10 protein-coding genes and 3 tRNA genes are annotated in these 14,761 nt (G+C 37.1%); 7 read left to right on the forward strand and 6 right to left on the reverse strand.

Translation table 11 applies throughout. The features are described 5' to 3' along the window. Positions 1-42: 42 nt before the first annotated feature. From tsaD to BLW28_RS06410, 5 genes are all read left to right on the forward strand, one after another. On the forward strand, positions 43-1,065 hold the full coding sequence (gene tsaD, locus BLW28_RS06390; RefSeq protein WP_073216667.1) for a tRNA (adenosine(37)-N6)-threonylcarbamoyltransferase complex transferase subunit TsaD: 1,023 nt from the start codon (positions 43-45) through the stop codon (positions 1,063-1,065). 162 nt (positions 1,066-1,227) lie between these two features. Then, positions 1,228-1,956 carry a 16S rRNA (uracil(1498)-N(3))-methyltransferase gene (locus BLW28_RS06395; protein ID WP_073216670.1) on the forward strand — a complete coding sequence of 243 codons (729 nt, stop codon included), beginning with the start codon at positions 1,228-1,230 and terminating at the stop codon, positions 1,954-1,956. Between the two features lie 203 nt (positions 1,957-2,159). Beyond that, entirely contained in the window at positions 2,160-2,816 is a 657-nt protein-coding gene (locus tag BLW28_RS06400) for a DUF4159 domain-containing protein (RefSeq protein WP_073216674.1), read from the forward strand. Positions 2,817-2,964: 148 nt separating this feature from the next. Then, on the forward strand, positions 2,965-4,059 hold the full coding sequence (locus BLW28_RS06405) for an AI-2E family transporter (protein ID WP_073216677.1): 1,095 nt from the start codon (positions 2,965-2,967) through the stop codon (positions 4,057-4,059). A 3-nt stretch (positions 4,060-4,062) separates the two neighbouring features. Beyond that, positions 4,063-5,232, forward strand: a complete 1,170-nt coding sequence (locus BLW28_RS06410; RefSeq protein WP_092842547.1) for a class I SAM-dependent methyltransferase — start codon at positions 4,063-4,065, stop codon at positions 5,230-5,232. An 867-nt stretch (positions 5,233-6,099) separates the two neighbouring features. On the opposite strand, the gene BLW28_RS06415 is transcribed toward BLW28_RS06410, so the two are convergent. The 4 genes from BLW28_RS06415 to BLW28_RS06430 form a co-directional block, all read right to left on the reverse strand. Next, positions 6,100-6,173, reverse strand: a tRNA-Arg gene (locus BLW28_RS06415). A 44-nt stretch (positions 6,174-6,217) separates the two neighbouring features. Beyond that, positions 6,218-6,292 (reverse strand) — tRNA-Pro (locus BLW28_RS06420). A gap of 91 nt (positions 6,293-6,383) precedes the next feature. Next, positions 6,384-6,467 (reverse strand) — tRNA-Ser (locus tag BLW28_RS06425). 136 nt (positions 6,468-6,603) lie between these two features. After that, complete coding sequence (locus tag BLW28_RS06430) at positions 6,604-8,649, reverse strand: HD family phosphohydrolase (protein WP_073216680.1); 2,046 nt, start codon at positions 8,647-8,649, stop codon at positions 6,604-6,606. A gap of 130 nt (positions 8,650-8,779) precedes the next feature. Here BLW28_RS06430 and BLW28_RS06435 point away from each other — a divergent pair, with 130 nt between their 5' ends. Both BLW28_RS06435 and BLW28_RS06440 read left to right on the forward strand, forming a co-directional pair. Then, complete coding sequence (locus tag BLW28_RS06435) at positions 8,780-9,958, forward strand: acetyl-CoA C-acyltransferase (RefSeq protein ID WP_073216683.1); 1,179 nt, start codon at positions 8,780-8,782, stop codon at positions 9,956-9,958. A 33-nt stretch (positions 9,959-9,991) separates the two neighbouring features. Continuing rightward, complete coding sequence (locus BLW28_RS06440; RefSeq protein WP_073216686.1) at positions 9,992-10,741, forward strand: C40 family peptidase; 750 nt, start codon at positions 9,992-9,994, stop codon at positions 10,739-10,741. 67 nt (positions 10,742-10,808) lie between these two features. Here the strand turns inward: BLW28_RS06440 and BLW28_RS06445 are convergent, their stop codons facing one another. Further along, on the reverse strand, positions 10,809-12,050 hold the full coding sequence (locus BLW28_RS06445; RefSeq protein WP_073216689.1) for a tetratricopeptide repeat protein: 1,242 nt from the start codon (positions 12,048-12,050) through the stop codon (positions 10,809-10,811). Between the two features lie 10 nt (positions 12,051-12,060). Next, positions 12,061-14,595: a DNA gyrase subunit A gene (gyrA, locus tag BLW28_RS06450; protein ID WP_073216692.1), complete on the reverse strand. Its 2,535-nt coding sequence runs from the start codon at positions 14,593-14,595 to the stop codon at positions 12,061-12,063. Positions 14,596-14,761: the final 166 nt, after the last annotated feature.

Genomic DNA, 14,761 nt, shown 5'->3' on the forward strand with positions numbered 1-14,761 from the left:
CTTTTAATGTTTTAATTTTACCCGTTACAAAATTTTCACGCTTTGGCACAAAAAAACTGTTATATACTTGGTATCGAATCATCTTGCGACGATACTGCTGCAGCCGTTATTAACAACGGTTCAATCCTCAGCAATGTTGTTGCTACCCAGGAAATTCACGAACAATATGGAGGGGTTGTCCCTGAGTTGGCATCACGTGCCCATCAGCAAAACATTGTTCCCGTTGTTCACCAAGCGTTACACAAGGCAAATATCGACAAAAATCAGTTATCTGCCATTGCCTTTACACGCGGACCAGGGCTTATGGGATCTTTATTAGTAGGAACCTCATTTTCAAAATCTTTAGCCCTTGGATTGGGGATTCCCTTGATAGATGTGGATCACCTTCAAGCGCACATTTTAGCACATTTTATTAAAACCGACGGAAAGGAGATGCCAAACTTCCCGTTTTTAGCAATGACCATTAGTGGCGGACATACGCAAATCGTGAAAGTGAGCGATTATTTTAAAATGGAAGTAATTGGGCAAACCATAGATGATGCCGTAGGCGAAGCATTTGACAAAAGTGCAAAAATATTAGGACTACCCTACCCAGGCGGTCCATTGGTCGATAAATATGCGCAAAAAGGAAACCCCAAAGCCTTTAAATTCCCAAAACCGAAAGTTGGGCCAATGGATTTTAGCTTTAGCGGATTAAAAACTTCGGTACTGTATTTTGTTGAAAAAGAAACCCGTAAAAACCCCGATTTTATTTCAGAAAACATAGAGGATATATGTGCGAGCTTGCAGTTTACCATTGTTTCGTACTTAATGGATAAACTGAAAAACGCAGTTAAAGAAACGGGAATAAAAGAAATTGCAATTGGCGGCGGGGTTTCAGCAAATAGTGGAATTAGAAAGGCATTACAAGAAGCCGAAGCGAAATACGGCTGGAAAACCCACATTCCAGATTTTGAGTTCTGTACAGATAATGCAGCAATGATTGCAATTGTAGGCGAATTGAAATACAAAGATCAAAACTTTGCTGAAAGCAATGTAATGGCATCGGCCAGGATGAAATTTTAAAATGGTGGGTGCTGGATGACAAAAGTTCAAACCAACCTGCATGGTCGCTGTGCAAGGCTTGTTGAAGTATTGTTTTCTATTTCGCAGTAGAAAGAAAACCTCCTTATAGGTCTGAATGGACTTGTCCTGAATGAAAATAAAAACACCACAAATTAAATACTCATGCAACTTTTTTACAACCCCAACATTTCAGCATCTGATAGTTATCGCAATACAAAAGAAGTTACATTCGACAAGGAAGAAAGTCGACATATCGTCAAGGTTTTACGAATGAAAGAAGGTGATACCTTTAAAATTACGAATGGAAAAGGGACTTTTTTTAATGCTGAAATTATAAGTGCCAATCCAAAAGGCTGTTTGGTTAAAATTCTATCAGAAGAAAATCAATCCCCACTCCCCTACAAACTTCATCTTGTGGTGGCGCCAACAAAATTGAACGACCGTTATGAATGGTTTTTAGAGAAAGCTACCGAAATAGGTGTTTCTGAAATCACCCCAATCATTTGCGACCACAGCGAACGAAAAGTAATTAAAGTAGAACGCTATGAAAAGATTCTTCAAAGCGCGATGAAACAATCTTTAAAAGCATTTTTACCTGTTTTAAATCCAGCGATTTCATTTAAAGAGTTCATTGAAACAAAAAATGACACGGACTCTTTAAGATTTATAGCCCATTGTGAAGAGACCGACAAAAAATCTTTAAAGTCCCTTTTACTGCCTAAAAAAAACATCACTATTCTCATCGGACCTGAAGGTGATTTTTCTTCAGAAGAAATCGATCTCGCTATAAAAAATGGCTTTAATCCAGTTGCTTTGGGTGAAAGTCGCTTACGAACAGAAACAGCGGCTGTCGTTGCTTGCCACAGCGTTGCATTTGTAAATGAAGTCTGAAATTTTCCTTGATTTTTTAAACCATCAATTAAAATGAAATAGGACGAAAGGACATATGACATGGGAGTAAATCAATATTTACCTGAAGGCATGTTTATCAAATTTATTCTGTTCTATGCCCAACGGCCTACTGTATTAAATCGTTTTGGTCTTCTAAAAAATATAACACCTATATTCCCCTTGAATTTGTACTTTTGAAAGCTATGCGAATAAAACTTTTCTTAGTTTCCCTTTTCGTTCACATTGCGCTTGGGCTTGGAAATATTTCAGCTCAGGAAATTGCAGTGCTTCATTACGGCGGAGGAGGCGATTGGTATGCGAATCCTACTTCACTTCCTAATTTAGCGAAATTTTGTAATCAGCACATCGATACTGCAATTGCAGAAAAAATTGGAACCGTTACCCCTGGAAGCGTAGATTTATTTGACTATCCGTTTGTACATATGACTGGGCACGGAAACGTATATTTTTCATCAGAAGAAGCCGAAAACTTACGGAAATACTTAATGAGCGGCGGGTTTCTCCACATAGACGACAACTATGGGATGGATCAATATATTAGAAAAGAAATTGTCAAAGTTTTTCCAAACAAAGAATTAAAAGAGCTTCCTGTAAACCATCCTATATTCAATTATTTCTATAAGTTTCCACAAGGTTTACCTAAAATCCACGTTCATGATGGCATGCCACCACAAGCATTTGGGATTTATGTAGAAGATAGATTGGTTTTGCTCTATACTTACGAATCTGACTTAGGAAATGGATGGGAAAACCCTGGAGTGCATAATGACCCGCCAGAAGTTCGGTTAAAGGCGCTACAAATGGGTGCCAATATGATAAAGTATGTGTTTGAGAATTAATTCACTTTAAGCTCCAATATACAGTACAATCATCAATAATAGTTTCGGTTTTTTTGTAGCTACAATTAACCAAAATTTATGTTGAAACCACAAATCCCTTAACATAACTTTTATTATTTTCCGAATAAGAATATAGTATATTTACCCTGTGAAAACCAATGCAAAAGCAATCACTATAGGAATACTTAAGGCCCTAGCCGTTGTGGCTGGGATTTTTGTTTTACTATGGTTTCTCTACAAAATACAAGCCCTAATATTATTTGTTGGGTTGGCAATTGTACTCTCCCTTATTGGACGACCTTTGGTACATTTTCTAAAGTATCGTTTAAAATTAAGAAACACCTTAGCTTCTGTTTTAACACTCTTGGTCATTATTGGCACTATTGTTTTAATGATGCGTATTTTCTTTCCCGTAATTGTGGAGCAAGGCAAGCATATTTCCAGAATAGATTTTAATCAGGTAAAACAAGATTTAAACGAACTTAACATTCAGGCTAGTGATTATCTTGGTGTAGATCATTTTCAGTTGGTAGAAGCAATAAAGCAATCTTCCTATGTTCAAGATTTCAATGTAGATATAATACCAAGTTTTTTGCAAATTTTCTTAGCAAGATTAGGCAATGTTATTGTTGGAATTTTCTCTGTATTGTTTATTTCTTTTTTCTTATTAAAAGATGAAAGCCTCATTGCCCGTAGTGTTTTAGCTCTTGCGCGAAATAGAGATGAGGAGAAGTTTAAAAGAATACTAATTAAAATTAACGAGTTGCTTTCTAGATACTTTATAGGGCTGTTATTACAAATTATAATTCTTTTTCTCTTTTATTCGGTCATCCTACTCTACATAGATATTAACGATGCTATTGCCGTAGCACTAATTTGTGCATTCCTAAACATTGTTCCATACTTAGGACCGTTAATTGGATGGGGAATAATGCTTTTAGTAATAGTTTCAAACAATCTGGGAGCCGATTTTTCCACAGGATTGTTGCCTCTATTAATCATAGCTTCCATAGGGTATTCCGTGGCACAACTCTTTGATAACCTTATCACACAACCCGTAATTTTTGGACGAAGTGTTCGCTCTCATCCGCTGGAAATATTTGTTGCAATACTAATTGGAGGCTTCGTTTTTGGCATTTTTGGGATGGTATTGGCAGTTCCAACATACACAAGTATAAAAGTAATTGCAAAGGAATTTCTTTCGGAACAAAAAATTGTAAAACACCTTACCCGTAATCTTTAATAATTGATTAATAAAGGTCTTTTACATAGTGCGGTTCAAGAATTTATAAGAAGCTATAACGAGGCTGTTTCAAAACTTGCCTTTGCAGGAAGCCCCTTCAAAAATATTGCCGTTCAAGAGCTGATGCAGCAAATTGAAAGTAGAAGAAGGATTGAAAAAAAACTTCCCACTTGGTTTGAAACATCAAATATTATCTATCCTCCCAAATTAAACTTAGAGCAAACTTCTTCCGAAACAACCGCCAAGTACAAAGCTTCATTAGTGAGCGGTGAAACTTTGGCAGATATAACAGGAGGTTTTGGCGTTGATTGCTTTTTCTTTGCTGAAAGGTTTACTAGCGTTCATCATTTTGAAGTCAACACAGATCTTTCGGAAATCGCCCAAAACAACTTTAAAATATTAGACAGGCCGAATATTCGCTGTAAAGCTGAAGACGGATTAAACCGTGTTCTAAACAACGAATACAGCGTTATTTACGCGGATCCATCCCGCCGCCACGATAGCAAAGGCAAAGTTTTTTTCTTACACGATTGTTTGCCCAATATTCCAAAACATATTTCTGAAATATTAACCCACTGTAACACATTCCTTCTAAAAACTTCTCCGATGTTAGATATATCGGTCGGCTTAGATGAGTTGCAAAATGTTTCAGAAATTCATATTGTGGCAGTTGAAAATGAAGTAAAAGAACTGTTGTGGTTGCTTCAGAAAAACAATGAAGAGCCCTTGAAAGTTAAAACCATAAACTTTACAAAGTCTGGTCAAGAACAGTTTGATTTTGAATGGGAGGAAACTTCAAAGGCGACTTATAGTTTGGCTCAAAAGTATCTTTATGAACCCAATGCTGCAATTCTAAAGAGTGGTGCTTTCAATTTACTTTCGGACAAACTGAAACTGAACAAGCTAAACAGAAACACGCATCTTTATACGAGCGAGACATTAAAAGATTTCCCTGGAAGAAGATTTTTAATTGAAAAAGTGATTCCTTACACTAAATCTGAAATGCGGTTAGCTTTGAATTTTAGAAAAGCAAATATTGCGACACGAAACTTCCCTGAATCTGTAGCTACACTTCGAAAGAAATGGAAAATTGCCGATGGCGGGAATGTTTATTTGTTCTTCGTAACGAATTTAAACGATAAGAAGGAAATGCTGATTTGTTCTAAGGTCTAGTTGTTTTCTAAAACCACTTTTAAAAAGGTGAATATTTGTGAATCTTTTATCAAAAAAACTGTTGTGGTTAGTCTTTGGAAAAAGAATAGACATCGTCAAAAAAGCCATGGATTAATGATAAAGGCGAAATCCTTGAAACAAGTATTTTGATGTCTTAGGGTTGATTATTAGCGCTTATTTAGGCGACTTTAACCCCACGCCATCTGAAAGAATCCAAAAGCTGCACACAGCAGATATTAGCAGTGCAATTACATCTACCCTAAGATTATACTCAATTCCATTCATAACCAATTCACAAACGTTTCTGATGAACCAATCTAAGCTTAAATATAACAGTTTATGGAGAGGAAATAGGAACCCAGATTTTTGTCTATTTAGTTTGACACTAATTTTAGCATAAGGCTAAAATCGCCCAACGATTGGGGTTAAATTAGAAACCTATAGTGAATCGATTATCCAACGTTAAAAGGAAGGAGTGCATCAAAAATAGTAAGGAGGAAAATAGGTTGGCAATGGGATAACCTAGGAGTATCTGTGAAGTATAGTCGGCATTGAGTCGGCATTGAGTCGGCTTTCGGTCGGCATTAGATCGGCTTTGGGAAGAAATAAAGAAGCGATTTACTTAATTTGATTGATCAACAAGTTTGACCTTAACACTCTTATTATTAACTGTTCACAGTGTACTAATATACGACATTTGGAAGGTGACATCAAGTTTATTTGAAAAATTCTGAGCTTAAAGTTTAGGTTGTTTATCCAATCCTTACCCCTAGAGAGGAACTTTTCTTAAATATAAATTGTTTGAAAAATGTTTGATTAACAAAAAAAGCATCTACAGAATTCATCTATAAATGCTTGATTACTAAGTGATCGCAGAAGGATTCGAACCTTCGACCGCCTGCTTAGAAGGCAGGTGCTCTATCCAGCTGAGCTATGCGACCATTAAAATAAAAAAGCCGAACAATATCAATTGTCCGGCTTTTTGTCGGGGTGGCAGGATTCGAACCTGCGACCTCCTGCTCCCAAAGCAGGCGCGATGACCGGGCTACGCTACACCCCGAAAAAGTTTTTTTAGAACTTTAACTTTTCTAACATTAAAAAACATATTCTAAATCCGGCAACTTAGAATACTATTTGTTTTTATGTCAATGCGGAGAGACAGGGACTCGAACCCTGGCGACGGTTACCCGTCGACAGATTAGCAATCTGCTCCGTTACCACTCCGGCACCTCTCCAATTATGTAATGAACTTGTTGCTTTAAATTGCGGTTGCAAATGTATGTCTTCATTTGGAATAACGCAAACAAAAAACAGCCTTTTTTAAACATATTATCTAATTCGTTGATTTTATGGATTATTGAATGGTGAAAATTATTCAGGATACTCCACTCTAAGGTGAAATATATTGTTCAATTTCTTTTTTAGCACCTTTTTAATCAATTGAATTTCTTTAAAAGTGATATCTGCGTTTAAAAATTGTCCCTGATCCATCTGGTTATTAATTATTTTCTCCACAAACTCATCAATAATTGTAGAAGACGGTTCTTTCAAACTCTTGCTTGCCGCTTCTACACTGTCTGCCATCATTAAAATAGCCGTTTCTTTAGAGAACGGAATTGGCCCTGGATATAAAAAATCTTCTTTGTCTGCTGTACCTTGAAGCTCACGCTCTTTGGCATAAAAGTAATACACCAAAGTTGTTCCGTGATGAGTGCGTATAAAATCGATTATTCTATCAGGAAGGTTGTTTTTCCGGGCAATCTCAATTCCTTTTATAACGTGATCAATTATAATCTGAGCGCTTTCTTTCGGATCCATCTCATCGTGGGAATTAATAGAGTTTACCTGATTTTCAGTAAACATTGTAGGATTGTGCATTTTACCAATGTCGTGATATAACGCCCCAACACGCACCAACATACTATTGGCTCCTATTTCATTAGCAGATGCTTCAGCTAGGTTTGCCACATTCAATGAGTGGTGAAAAGTACCAGGTGCCTTGTTGGAAAGCTCTTTCAATAGTTTTGAATTGGTATCGCTAAGTTCTAATAATGATACATCCGAAACCAGTCCGAATATTTTTTCATAAAAGTAAATTAGCGGATGGGCAAAAAGAGTTGCCAACCCACATAGAAAAAAATAACCGAAGTTTTCAATTGGTAAGGTTTGTACATTTCCTTCTTGAATTACATAAAAAGCAAAATACCCAACAACATAAACCAACGTAATTTGCCCAACAGAAATAAATAGGTTCGCTCTTTTATAAAGTTCCGAAACAGTTAAAATAGTTACAATTCCGGCGATAAACTGCAAGAACATATACTCGAAACTATTAGGCACAATAAAACCAAGGAGCAACACAGTAAGCACGTGTACAAAAAGCCCCAATCGAGGATCAAAGAAAGCTTTGAGAATTAGTGGAAGAATACAAATTGGCACTACATACACATAATCTGCGTGTACGTTTACGATGAGCGTTGTTAAAAACACCATCAAAAATATATTGAAAAATATAAATGTAACCTTCGTATTGTTATGATAAATCTCGGGACGGTTCTTTTTTAGAAATAAAAACAACATTAAAAACACCAATGAAACCAACAATGAATAGCCCACTAATAGCCATAGGTAATTGTTTTTGCTCCAAATTTGGCTTTGATATTCGGCTTTTAGGGATTCCAAAATTTGGAACTTGCCTCCTTCAACCACTTCCCCTTTTGCAATAATTCTTCCGCCTTTTTCAATTACGCCCCTATTGGGGTTTAGTGCTTTTAACTCAGCATTAATAGAGGCTTCTGTAAGTTTTGTATTTAGGCTAACATTTGGAGAAATTGCTTCATTCAGCAATGTATAAAGGAGTGGTTGTACATCTACAGTGTTATTTTTTTCAACTATTTCCCGAACTTTCTTATTAAGGTTTTCTTTATTAAATAACTGTGAATAAGTGCGTTCTTCAATTTCATTCCCTCTTTTTAAATAAATGAGCTTGTCTTTTTCGAAAGGATGAATTTCATCAGAGACACCATTTTCATAAATATCTTTTATTATTCGCTCTCCTAATCGTGCCACTACGGTTTTTGACGTTGTGTATAGACTATCGATATATTTTTTCTCAACGTCGTTCCGGAATTTTTCAGAAACATCTTGAATGATTTCAGTGTTAAAATCGAAATAGGGAATAGAGTTTACACGAATTTCTTGCTGTTCCTTCTTAATGGTTTCATCACTTTTCTTAATTGAAAAACTGAAGGGTGCGTATAAGTTCTCGTATTGCCAAGGTTTACCTTTCTGAAAGTTGTACTTAAACTGTCCGCCCTTTGGCAATAAATAAATTAGCAAAAGCGTGGACACTATAAAGAGAAAAACCTTATAAATCAGGGATTGATTTTTGGCAAAGAAGGAAAAAAGATCTTTCATAAAAATATAACTTAGAGTAAAGGTATAAATAAGGAACGGAATATTGCAAAACCTATCTATGCAATTATTGACATTTAAGTTATAAATCTGTAATTTCGCAAACCTTATTTTAATCGTAAAAAATAATAGCATGAGTAATAAAGTAGTTATAGTATCGGCAGTTAGAACCCCAATCGGAAGCTTTTTAGGAAGTCTTTCTTCACTTAGCGCAACCCAATTAGGATCGGCTGCTATTAAAGGAGCCATTGAGAAAATAAATCTAGACGCCTCCTTAGTTCAGGAAGTGATTATGGGTAATGTTGTTCAGGCAGGTGTGGGACAAGCGCCCGCTCGTCAGGCTGCTTTAGGAGCTGGTCTTCCAGATTCTGTACCGAGTACAACTGTAAACAAAGTATGTGCTTCGGGTATGAAAGCTATTATGCAAGCTGCACAATCTATTGCTTTAGGCGATGCCGATGTAATAGTAGCTGGTGGAATGGAGAGTATGAGTAATATTCCTCATTACGTACACATGCGAAATGGAAATAAATTTGGCCCAGCTACCTTAGTTGATGGTATGCAAAAAGATGGTTTGGTAGATGCTTACGACCAAAATGCAATGGGAACTTGTGCAGATTTATGCGCAACCGAGTATGAATTTTCAAGAGAAGATCAAGATGCATTCGCAAAACAATCATACGAACGTTCTGCAAAAGCCTGGTCTGAAGGCAAATTTAAGGAAGAAATAGTTCCAGTTGAAGTACCCCAACGCCGCGGAGAACCAGTTATCGTTTCGGAAGATGAAGAGTATAAGAATGTGAAAATGGATAGAATTTCAACGTTACGTCCTGCATTTACAAAAGACGGTACTGTTACTGCTGCCAACTCATCTACTATCAACGATGGAGCGGCCGCTATGGTTTTAATGAGTGAAGCGAAAGCAAAAGAATTAGGCCTTACCCCTTTGGCGTACATAAAAGGATACGCAGACGCAGCACACGAACCAAAATGGTTTACTACAGCTCCTGCAAAAGCATTACCTAAAGCATTAGGAAAAGCAGGCGTCGATATTAAAGACGTTGATTATTTTGAATTTAACGAGGCTTTTTCAGTAGTTGGACTTGCAAATATGAAGATTTTAGGTCTAGACGATAGCAACGTAAACGTGAACGGTGGTGCCGTATCATTAGGTCATCCACTTGGTTGCAGCGGTGCTAGAATTTTAGTAACACTTCTGAATGTATTGAAACAAAACAATGCTAAAATTGGGGCAGCGGCTATCTGTAATGGTGGAGGCGGTGCTTCGGCAATGGTAATTGAATCGATCTAATCCGTTTCCTAGCAAACCCACAATTAACCCTGAATGGAATACGGTGTATGCAATCTAAGCATTGTCCCACTTCGCGCAGAGCCAAATGACTCTAGTGAAATGGTTACTCAGGTGCTGTATGGCGAACATTTTAAAGTATTGGAAAAAAGAAAGAAATGGAGCTATATCCGACTTTCTTTTGACAAATACGAAGGTTGGCTAGATAACAAGCAGTACCTAAACATCAGCGAAGAAAACTATTCAGAACTTGAGTCTAAACAACTTATTTTGTCTTCAGACATGGTTGACTTCGTTACAAATGAAAAGAATCAATTATTGTCGATATGTATGGGAAGCAGTATTTCATCAGCGAAATTCTTAAACCATTTATATGAAGGAAGATCTGTTTTTGGAATGCTTCCGAAGGAAAATATAATTGAAACTGCGATATCATATTTAAATACACCCTATCTATGGGGCGGTAAAAGTCCTTTCGGAATAGATTGTAGCGGATTTACTCAGATGGTTTACAAGCTAAATGGGCACAAGCTATTTCGTGATGCCAGTCAGCAAGCAACTCAGGGAGAGGCTTTAAGTTTTATTGAAGAAAGCGAACCTGGAGATTTAGCATTTTTTGATAACGACGAAGGAAAAATAACCCACGTAGGAATCATTATGGAAGACAACTACATTATCCATGCTCACGGAAAAGTACGAATTGACCGATTAGACCATAGTGGAATTTTCAATTACGATGTTGGCAACCACACACACCGACTGCGCGTTATAAAACGAATTATTTAAAAATAAAAAATCCCTCGAATTTTTTCCGAGGGATTTTTTTTAAACACAGGTTGTAAGAGTTTAATTTCTAGTCTAATTTAGCTTTCATTTCTTGATATTTATCATCGTCGGCAAGTTGACCGTAGATGTTCATCAAAGTACGAATAACCTCTTTATTGTTTGGATTAAGTTTATGCGCTCTCTCTAAATAAGGTACGGTTTCGGCATAAATAGCTTGACGCTGTTTCTTTAATTCGTCATACTTTCTGTTATCTGCAGCAGAGTTTCCTAAGCTGTTCATTTCTTCAACCAACTTATCTTCGCCTGAAAGCTTTACCACAGCAATATTAATAAGTGCTCCTTCGTGATCTGGTTTTAACTCTAAGGTTTTCTCGTAATATTCAATAGCTTTTTCTTTATCTCCAATCTCACCGCTTCCTACGCCTAGATTGAAATATAATTCAGGGTTTGTTGGATCTGAAGCAACGATTTTTTTCATTATTTCGTTGTATCTAGTTACATCCCCCATTTTATAACTCATATCAGCATCTGCACGCATTAAATAAACATCGTCTGGGCTTTCTGCTCGTGCTGCTTTCATTAAAGCAGTTGCTTTATCGGTGTTTCCTTCTTCAATATATATAAGTGTCATATTTCGAAGGATTTCACCTTTTTTCGATTCAGTTTTTTGAGTTTCTGGCTTAATATATTCACCGGCTCTTACTGCTAGGTCACGTAGATTTTTGTTGTCAAAAGACTTTAATTCACCAGAAACCTTATCGGTAGCTACATACTCTTCTTCTTCACCTGTATAATCCATATCCAAAAGCATTTGATAATACTCTAAAGCCGTTTTGTAATCACGCCCATTTACAGCGTTTCCAGCCGCAAAGTATAAATCGGAAGGGTCTTTTGAAGTAACATAACTAGCATACAGTTTTTCAATTGCCTGCTTGTAGTTTTGAGCATTTTGATCTTTAACAGCACCGTTTATAAGTGATGCTCTAAGATTTTGAAGTTGCGCACTTAGCTGTCCCTCAATAGCAGGATCAAGAGAGATTGCGGTTTGAAAAGCTTCGGTAGCCGCCAGTAACTTAGCGTGATCGTTCTTACCAACGCCAAAAATTGCTTCGCCTCTTGCAGCGTAAAATTGTGCCTTCATACTATTATCCGCAGAACCAAGCGTGGGTTCTGCTTCTTTTAAATAGTCTAAAGCTTCATTGTACTGATTTGATTTAATTGCTTTTTCAGCTTTCCTAATTTCTCTTTTTTGAGCGAAGGAAACAGTTGTCATTAATGCCAGTCCGGCTATTAAAAATCGTGTTCGCATGTTTTAAAATTTATTCGTTGTTTTCTATTTGTTCATCATCTGAGTCAAGAATAGTGCCATTTGTTTCACTTTCTTGTTCTTGATCGTTTTCCATAGTAACTTCATCTTCGTCTTTCATTGCTTTAGCAACGGCCGCGATAGCATCATCTTCCCTTACTTTAATAAGACGGACCCCTTGTGTGGCTCTTCCCATTATACGAAGTGAATCGACAGCCATTCTAATTGCAATTCCAGATCTATTGATAATCATAAGATCATCATCATCAGTTACGTTTTTAATGGCGACTAATTTACCTGTTTTTTCAGTAACGTTTATGGTTTTTACACCTTTTCCACCTCGATTTGTAATTCGGTAATCTTCGATAGATGATCGTTTTCCGTAGCCATTCTCTGAAACCACAAGAATATCAGACTCTGAATCATTTACAGCAATCATTCCTATTACTTCGTCATCTTCACTGCCTAGTGTAATACCACGAACTCCAGAAGCATTTCTTCCCATAGGTCGCGTTTTTTCTTCTTCAAAACGAATGGCTTTTCCAGATCGTACAGCTAACATTACTTGGCTATCGCCGGTTGTAAGTTTTGCCTCTAATAGCTCGTCATCTTCTCTAATAGTAATGGCATTAATACCGTTAGTTCTAGGACGTGAATATTGCTCCAAAGGTGTTTTCTTAACCTGACCTTTTTTAGTTGCCATGATTACATAATGACTGTTTATGTAATCTTCATCTTTTAAATCTTGTGTGTTGATGAACGCTTTTACGCTGTCGTCCGGCTCAATATTAATTAAGTTTTGTATTGCTCTACCTTTTGAAGTACGGGTGCCTTCTGGAATTTCAAAAACCCGCATCCAGAAACACTTCCCTTTTTGGGTGAAGAACAACATATATTGGTGATTTGTACCTACAAATAGATGCTCTAAGAAATCTTCATTTCTGGTAGCAGAAGCTTTTTGGCCTACTCCTCCTCTATTTTGAGTTTTGTATTCGGTAAGCGATGTACGCTTAATATATCCTGCGTGCGAAATGGTAATTACCACTTGCTCATCGGCAATAAGGTCTGTTATGCTTACATCACCCCCTGCATATTCAATTACAGAACGGCGCTCATCACCATACTTATTACGGATTTCTACAAGCTCTTCTTTAATAATCTCCATTCTTCTTTCTACGCTGGCAAGAATTTCTTTGTAGTCGGCTATGGTTTTCATTAATTCGTCGTACTCAGATCGCAGCTTATCTTGTTCTAATCCAGTTAACTGGCGTAGACGCATTTCAACGATTGCTTTTGCTTGAATTTCTGAAAGCTTGAAGGCTTCAATTAATTTCTGCCTTGCTTCATCTGCATTTGAGGACGAGCGAATCAACCTAATTACTTCATCAATGTTATCTGAAGCAATTATTAACCCTTCCAAAATATGGGCGCGTTCTTCAGCTTTTCGAAGTAAATATTCAGTTCTACGCACTACTACTTCGTGGCGATGTTCCACGAAATAATGAATTAGCTCCTTTAAATTCAACATTTGCGGTCTTCCTTTGACCAAAGCAATATTGTTAACACTAAAGCTAGATTGTAATGCGGTGTATTTATATAATGTATTGAGAACGATGTTCGGAATTGCATCGCGCTTCAATATGTAAACGATTCGCATTCCCTTTCTATCACTTTCGTCACGGATGTTGGCAATGCCATCTATTTTCTTTTCATTTACAAGGTCGGCTGTTTTTTTAATCATATCAGCCTTATTCACTTGATATGGAATTTCGGTAACAATAATACATTCCCTACCGTTTACTTCTTCAAAAGTAGCCTTAGCACGCATTACAACGCGGCCACGACCAGTATGAAATGCTTCGCGAACACCTTCATAGCCATAAATTGTTCCACCTGTTGGAAAATCTGGAGCCTTAATGTGCTGCATTAAACCATCTACATCAATATCATTATCATCAATATAAGCTATGGTTCCATTAATTATTTCCGTTAGGTTGTGAGGTGGCATATTCGTTGCCATACCAACTGCAATTCCACTTGCACCATTAATTAACAATCCAGGAACCCTTGTTGGTAATACTGTAGGTTCGTTTAGCGTGTCATCAAAGTTAAGTTGGTGGTCAACGGTTTCTTTATCAATATCTGCTAACATTTCTTCAGAAATCTTCTGCATACGAGCTTCAGTATATCGCATTGCAGCAGGAGAATCGCCATCGACCGAGCCAAAGTTACCTTGTCCGTCTATCAACATATAGCGTAAACTCCATTCCTGCGCCATTCTTACCATGGCATCATACACAGAAGTATCACCGTGTGGATGGTATTTACCGAGAACTTCCCCGACTATTCTAGCAGATTTTTTATGTGCCCCTGTTGCCCTAATACCCAATTCGTGCATTCCAAACAAAACCCGTCTATGCACGGGCTTCATACCATCGCGAACGTCTGGCAAAGCACGTGACACAATGACCGACATCGAATAATCGATGTATGCCGATTTCATTTCATCTTCAATGTTTATGGGAATCACTTTTTCACCGTCAGCCATAAAAATATAAGTTTATTTATCGTTAATAAAATTTACGGAGCAAGATACATATTTCAATAGGTTTTACGTAGTTTTCGGCAGGTCAAAATCACGAATTTATTAACAAAATAAGGAGGTAGAACCGTTGATAAGTATAAGGATGAAAACTTTGAATTTCGATTTAGAT

The sequence above is a fragment of the Aequorivita viscosa genome, from assembly GCF_900106795.1.
Taxonomy (GTDB): domain Bacteria; phylum Bacteroidota; class Bacteroidia; order Flavobacteriales; family Flavobacteriaceae; genus Aequorivita; species Aequorivita viscosa.

Bases quoted from the DNA above. Each gene is read 5' to 3' on its own strand.
- BLW28_RS06440 (WP_073216686.1), top strand. From the start codon at position 9,992: ATGGAATACGGTGTATGCAATCTAAGCATTGTCCCACTTCGCGCAGAG.
- BLW28_RS06395 (WP_073216670.1), top strand. From the start codon at position 1,228: ATGCAACTTTTTTACAACCCCAACATTTCAGCATCTGATAGTTATCGC.
- BLW28_RS06400 (WP_073216674.1), top strand. From the start codon at position 2,160: ATGCGAATAAAACTTTTCTTAGTTTCCCTTTTCGTTCACATTGCGCTT.
- BLW28_RS06430 (WP_073216680.1), bottom strand. From the start codon at position 8,649: ATGAAAGATCTTTTTTCCTTCTTTGCCAAAAATCAATCCCTGATTTAT.
- BLW28_RS06445 (WP_073216689.1), bottom strand. From the start codon at position 12,050: ATGCGAACACGATTTTTAATAGCCGGACTGGCATTAATGACAACTGTT.
- BLW28_RS06435 (WP_073216683.1), top strand. From the start codon at position 8,780: ATGAGTAATAAAGTAGTTATAGTATCGGCAGTTAGAACCCCAATCGGA.
- gyrA (WP_073216692.1), bottom strand. From the start codon at position 14,595: ATGGCTGACGGTGAAAAAGTGATTCCCATAAACATTGAAGATGAAATG.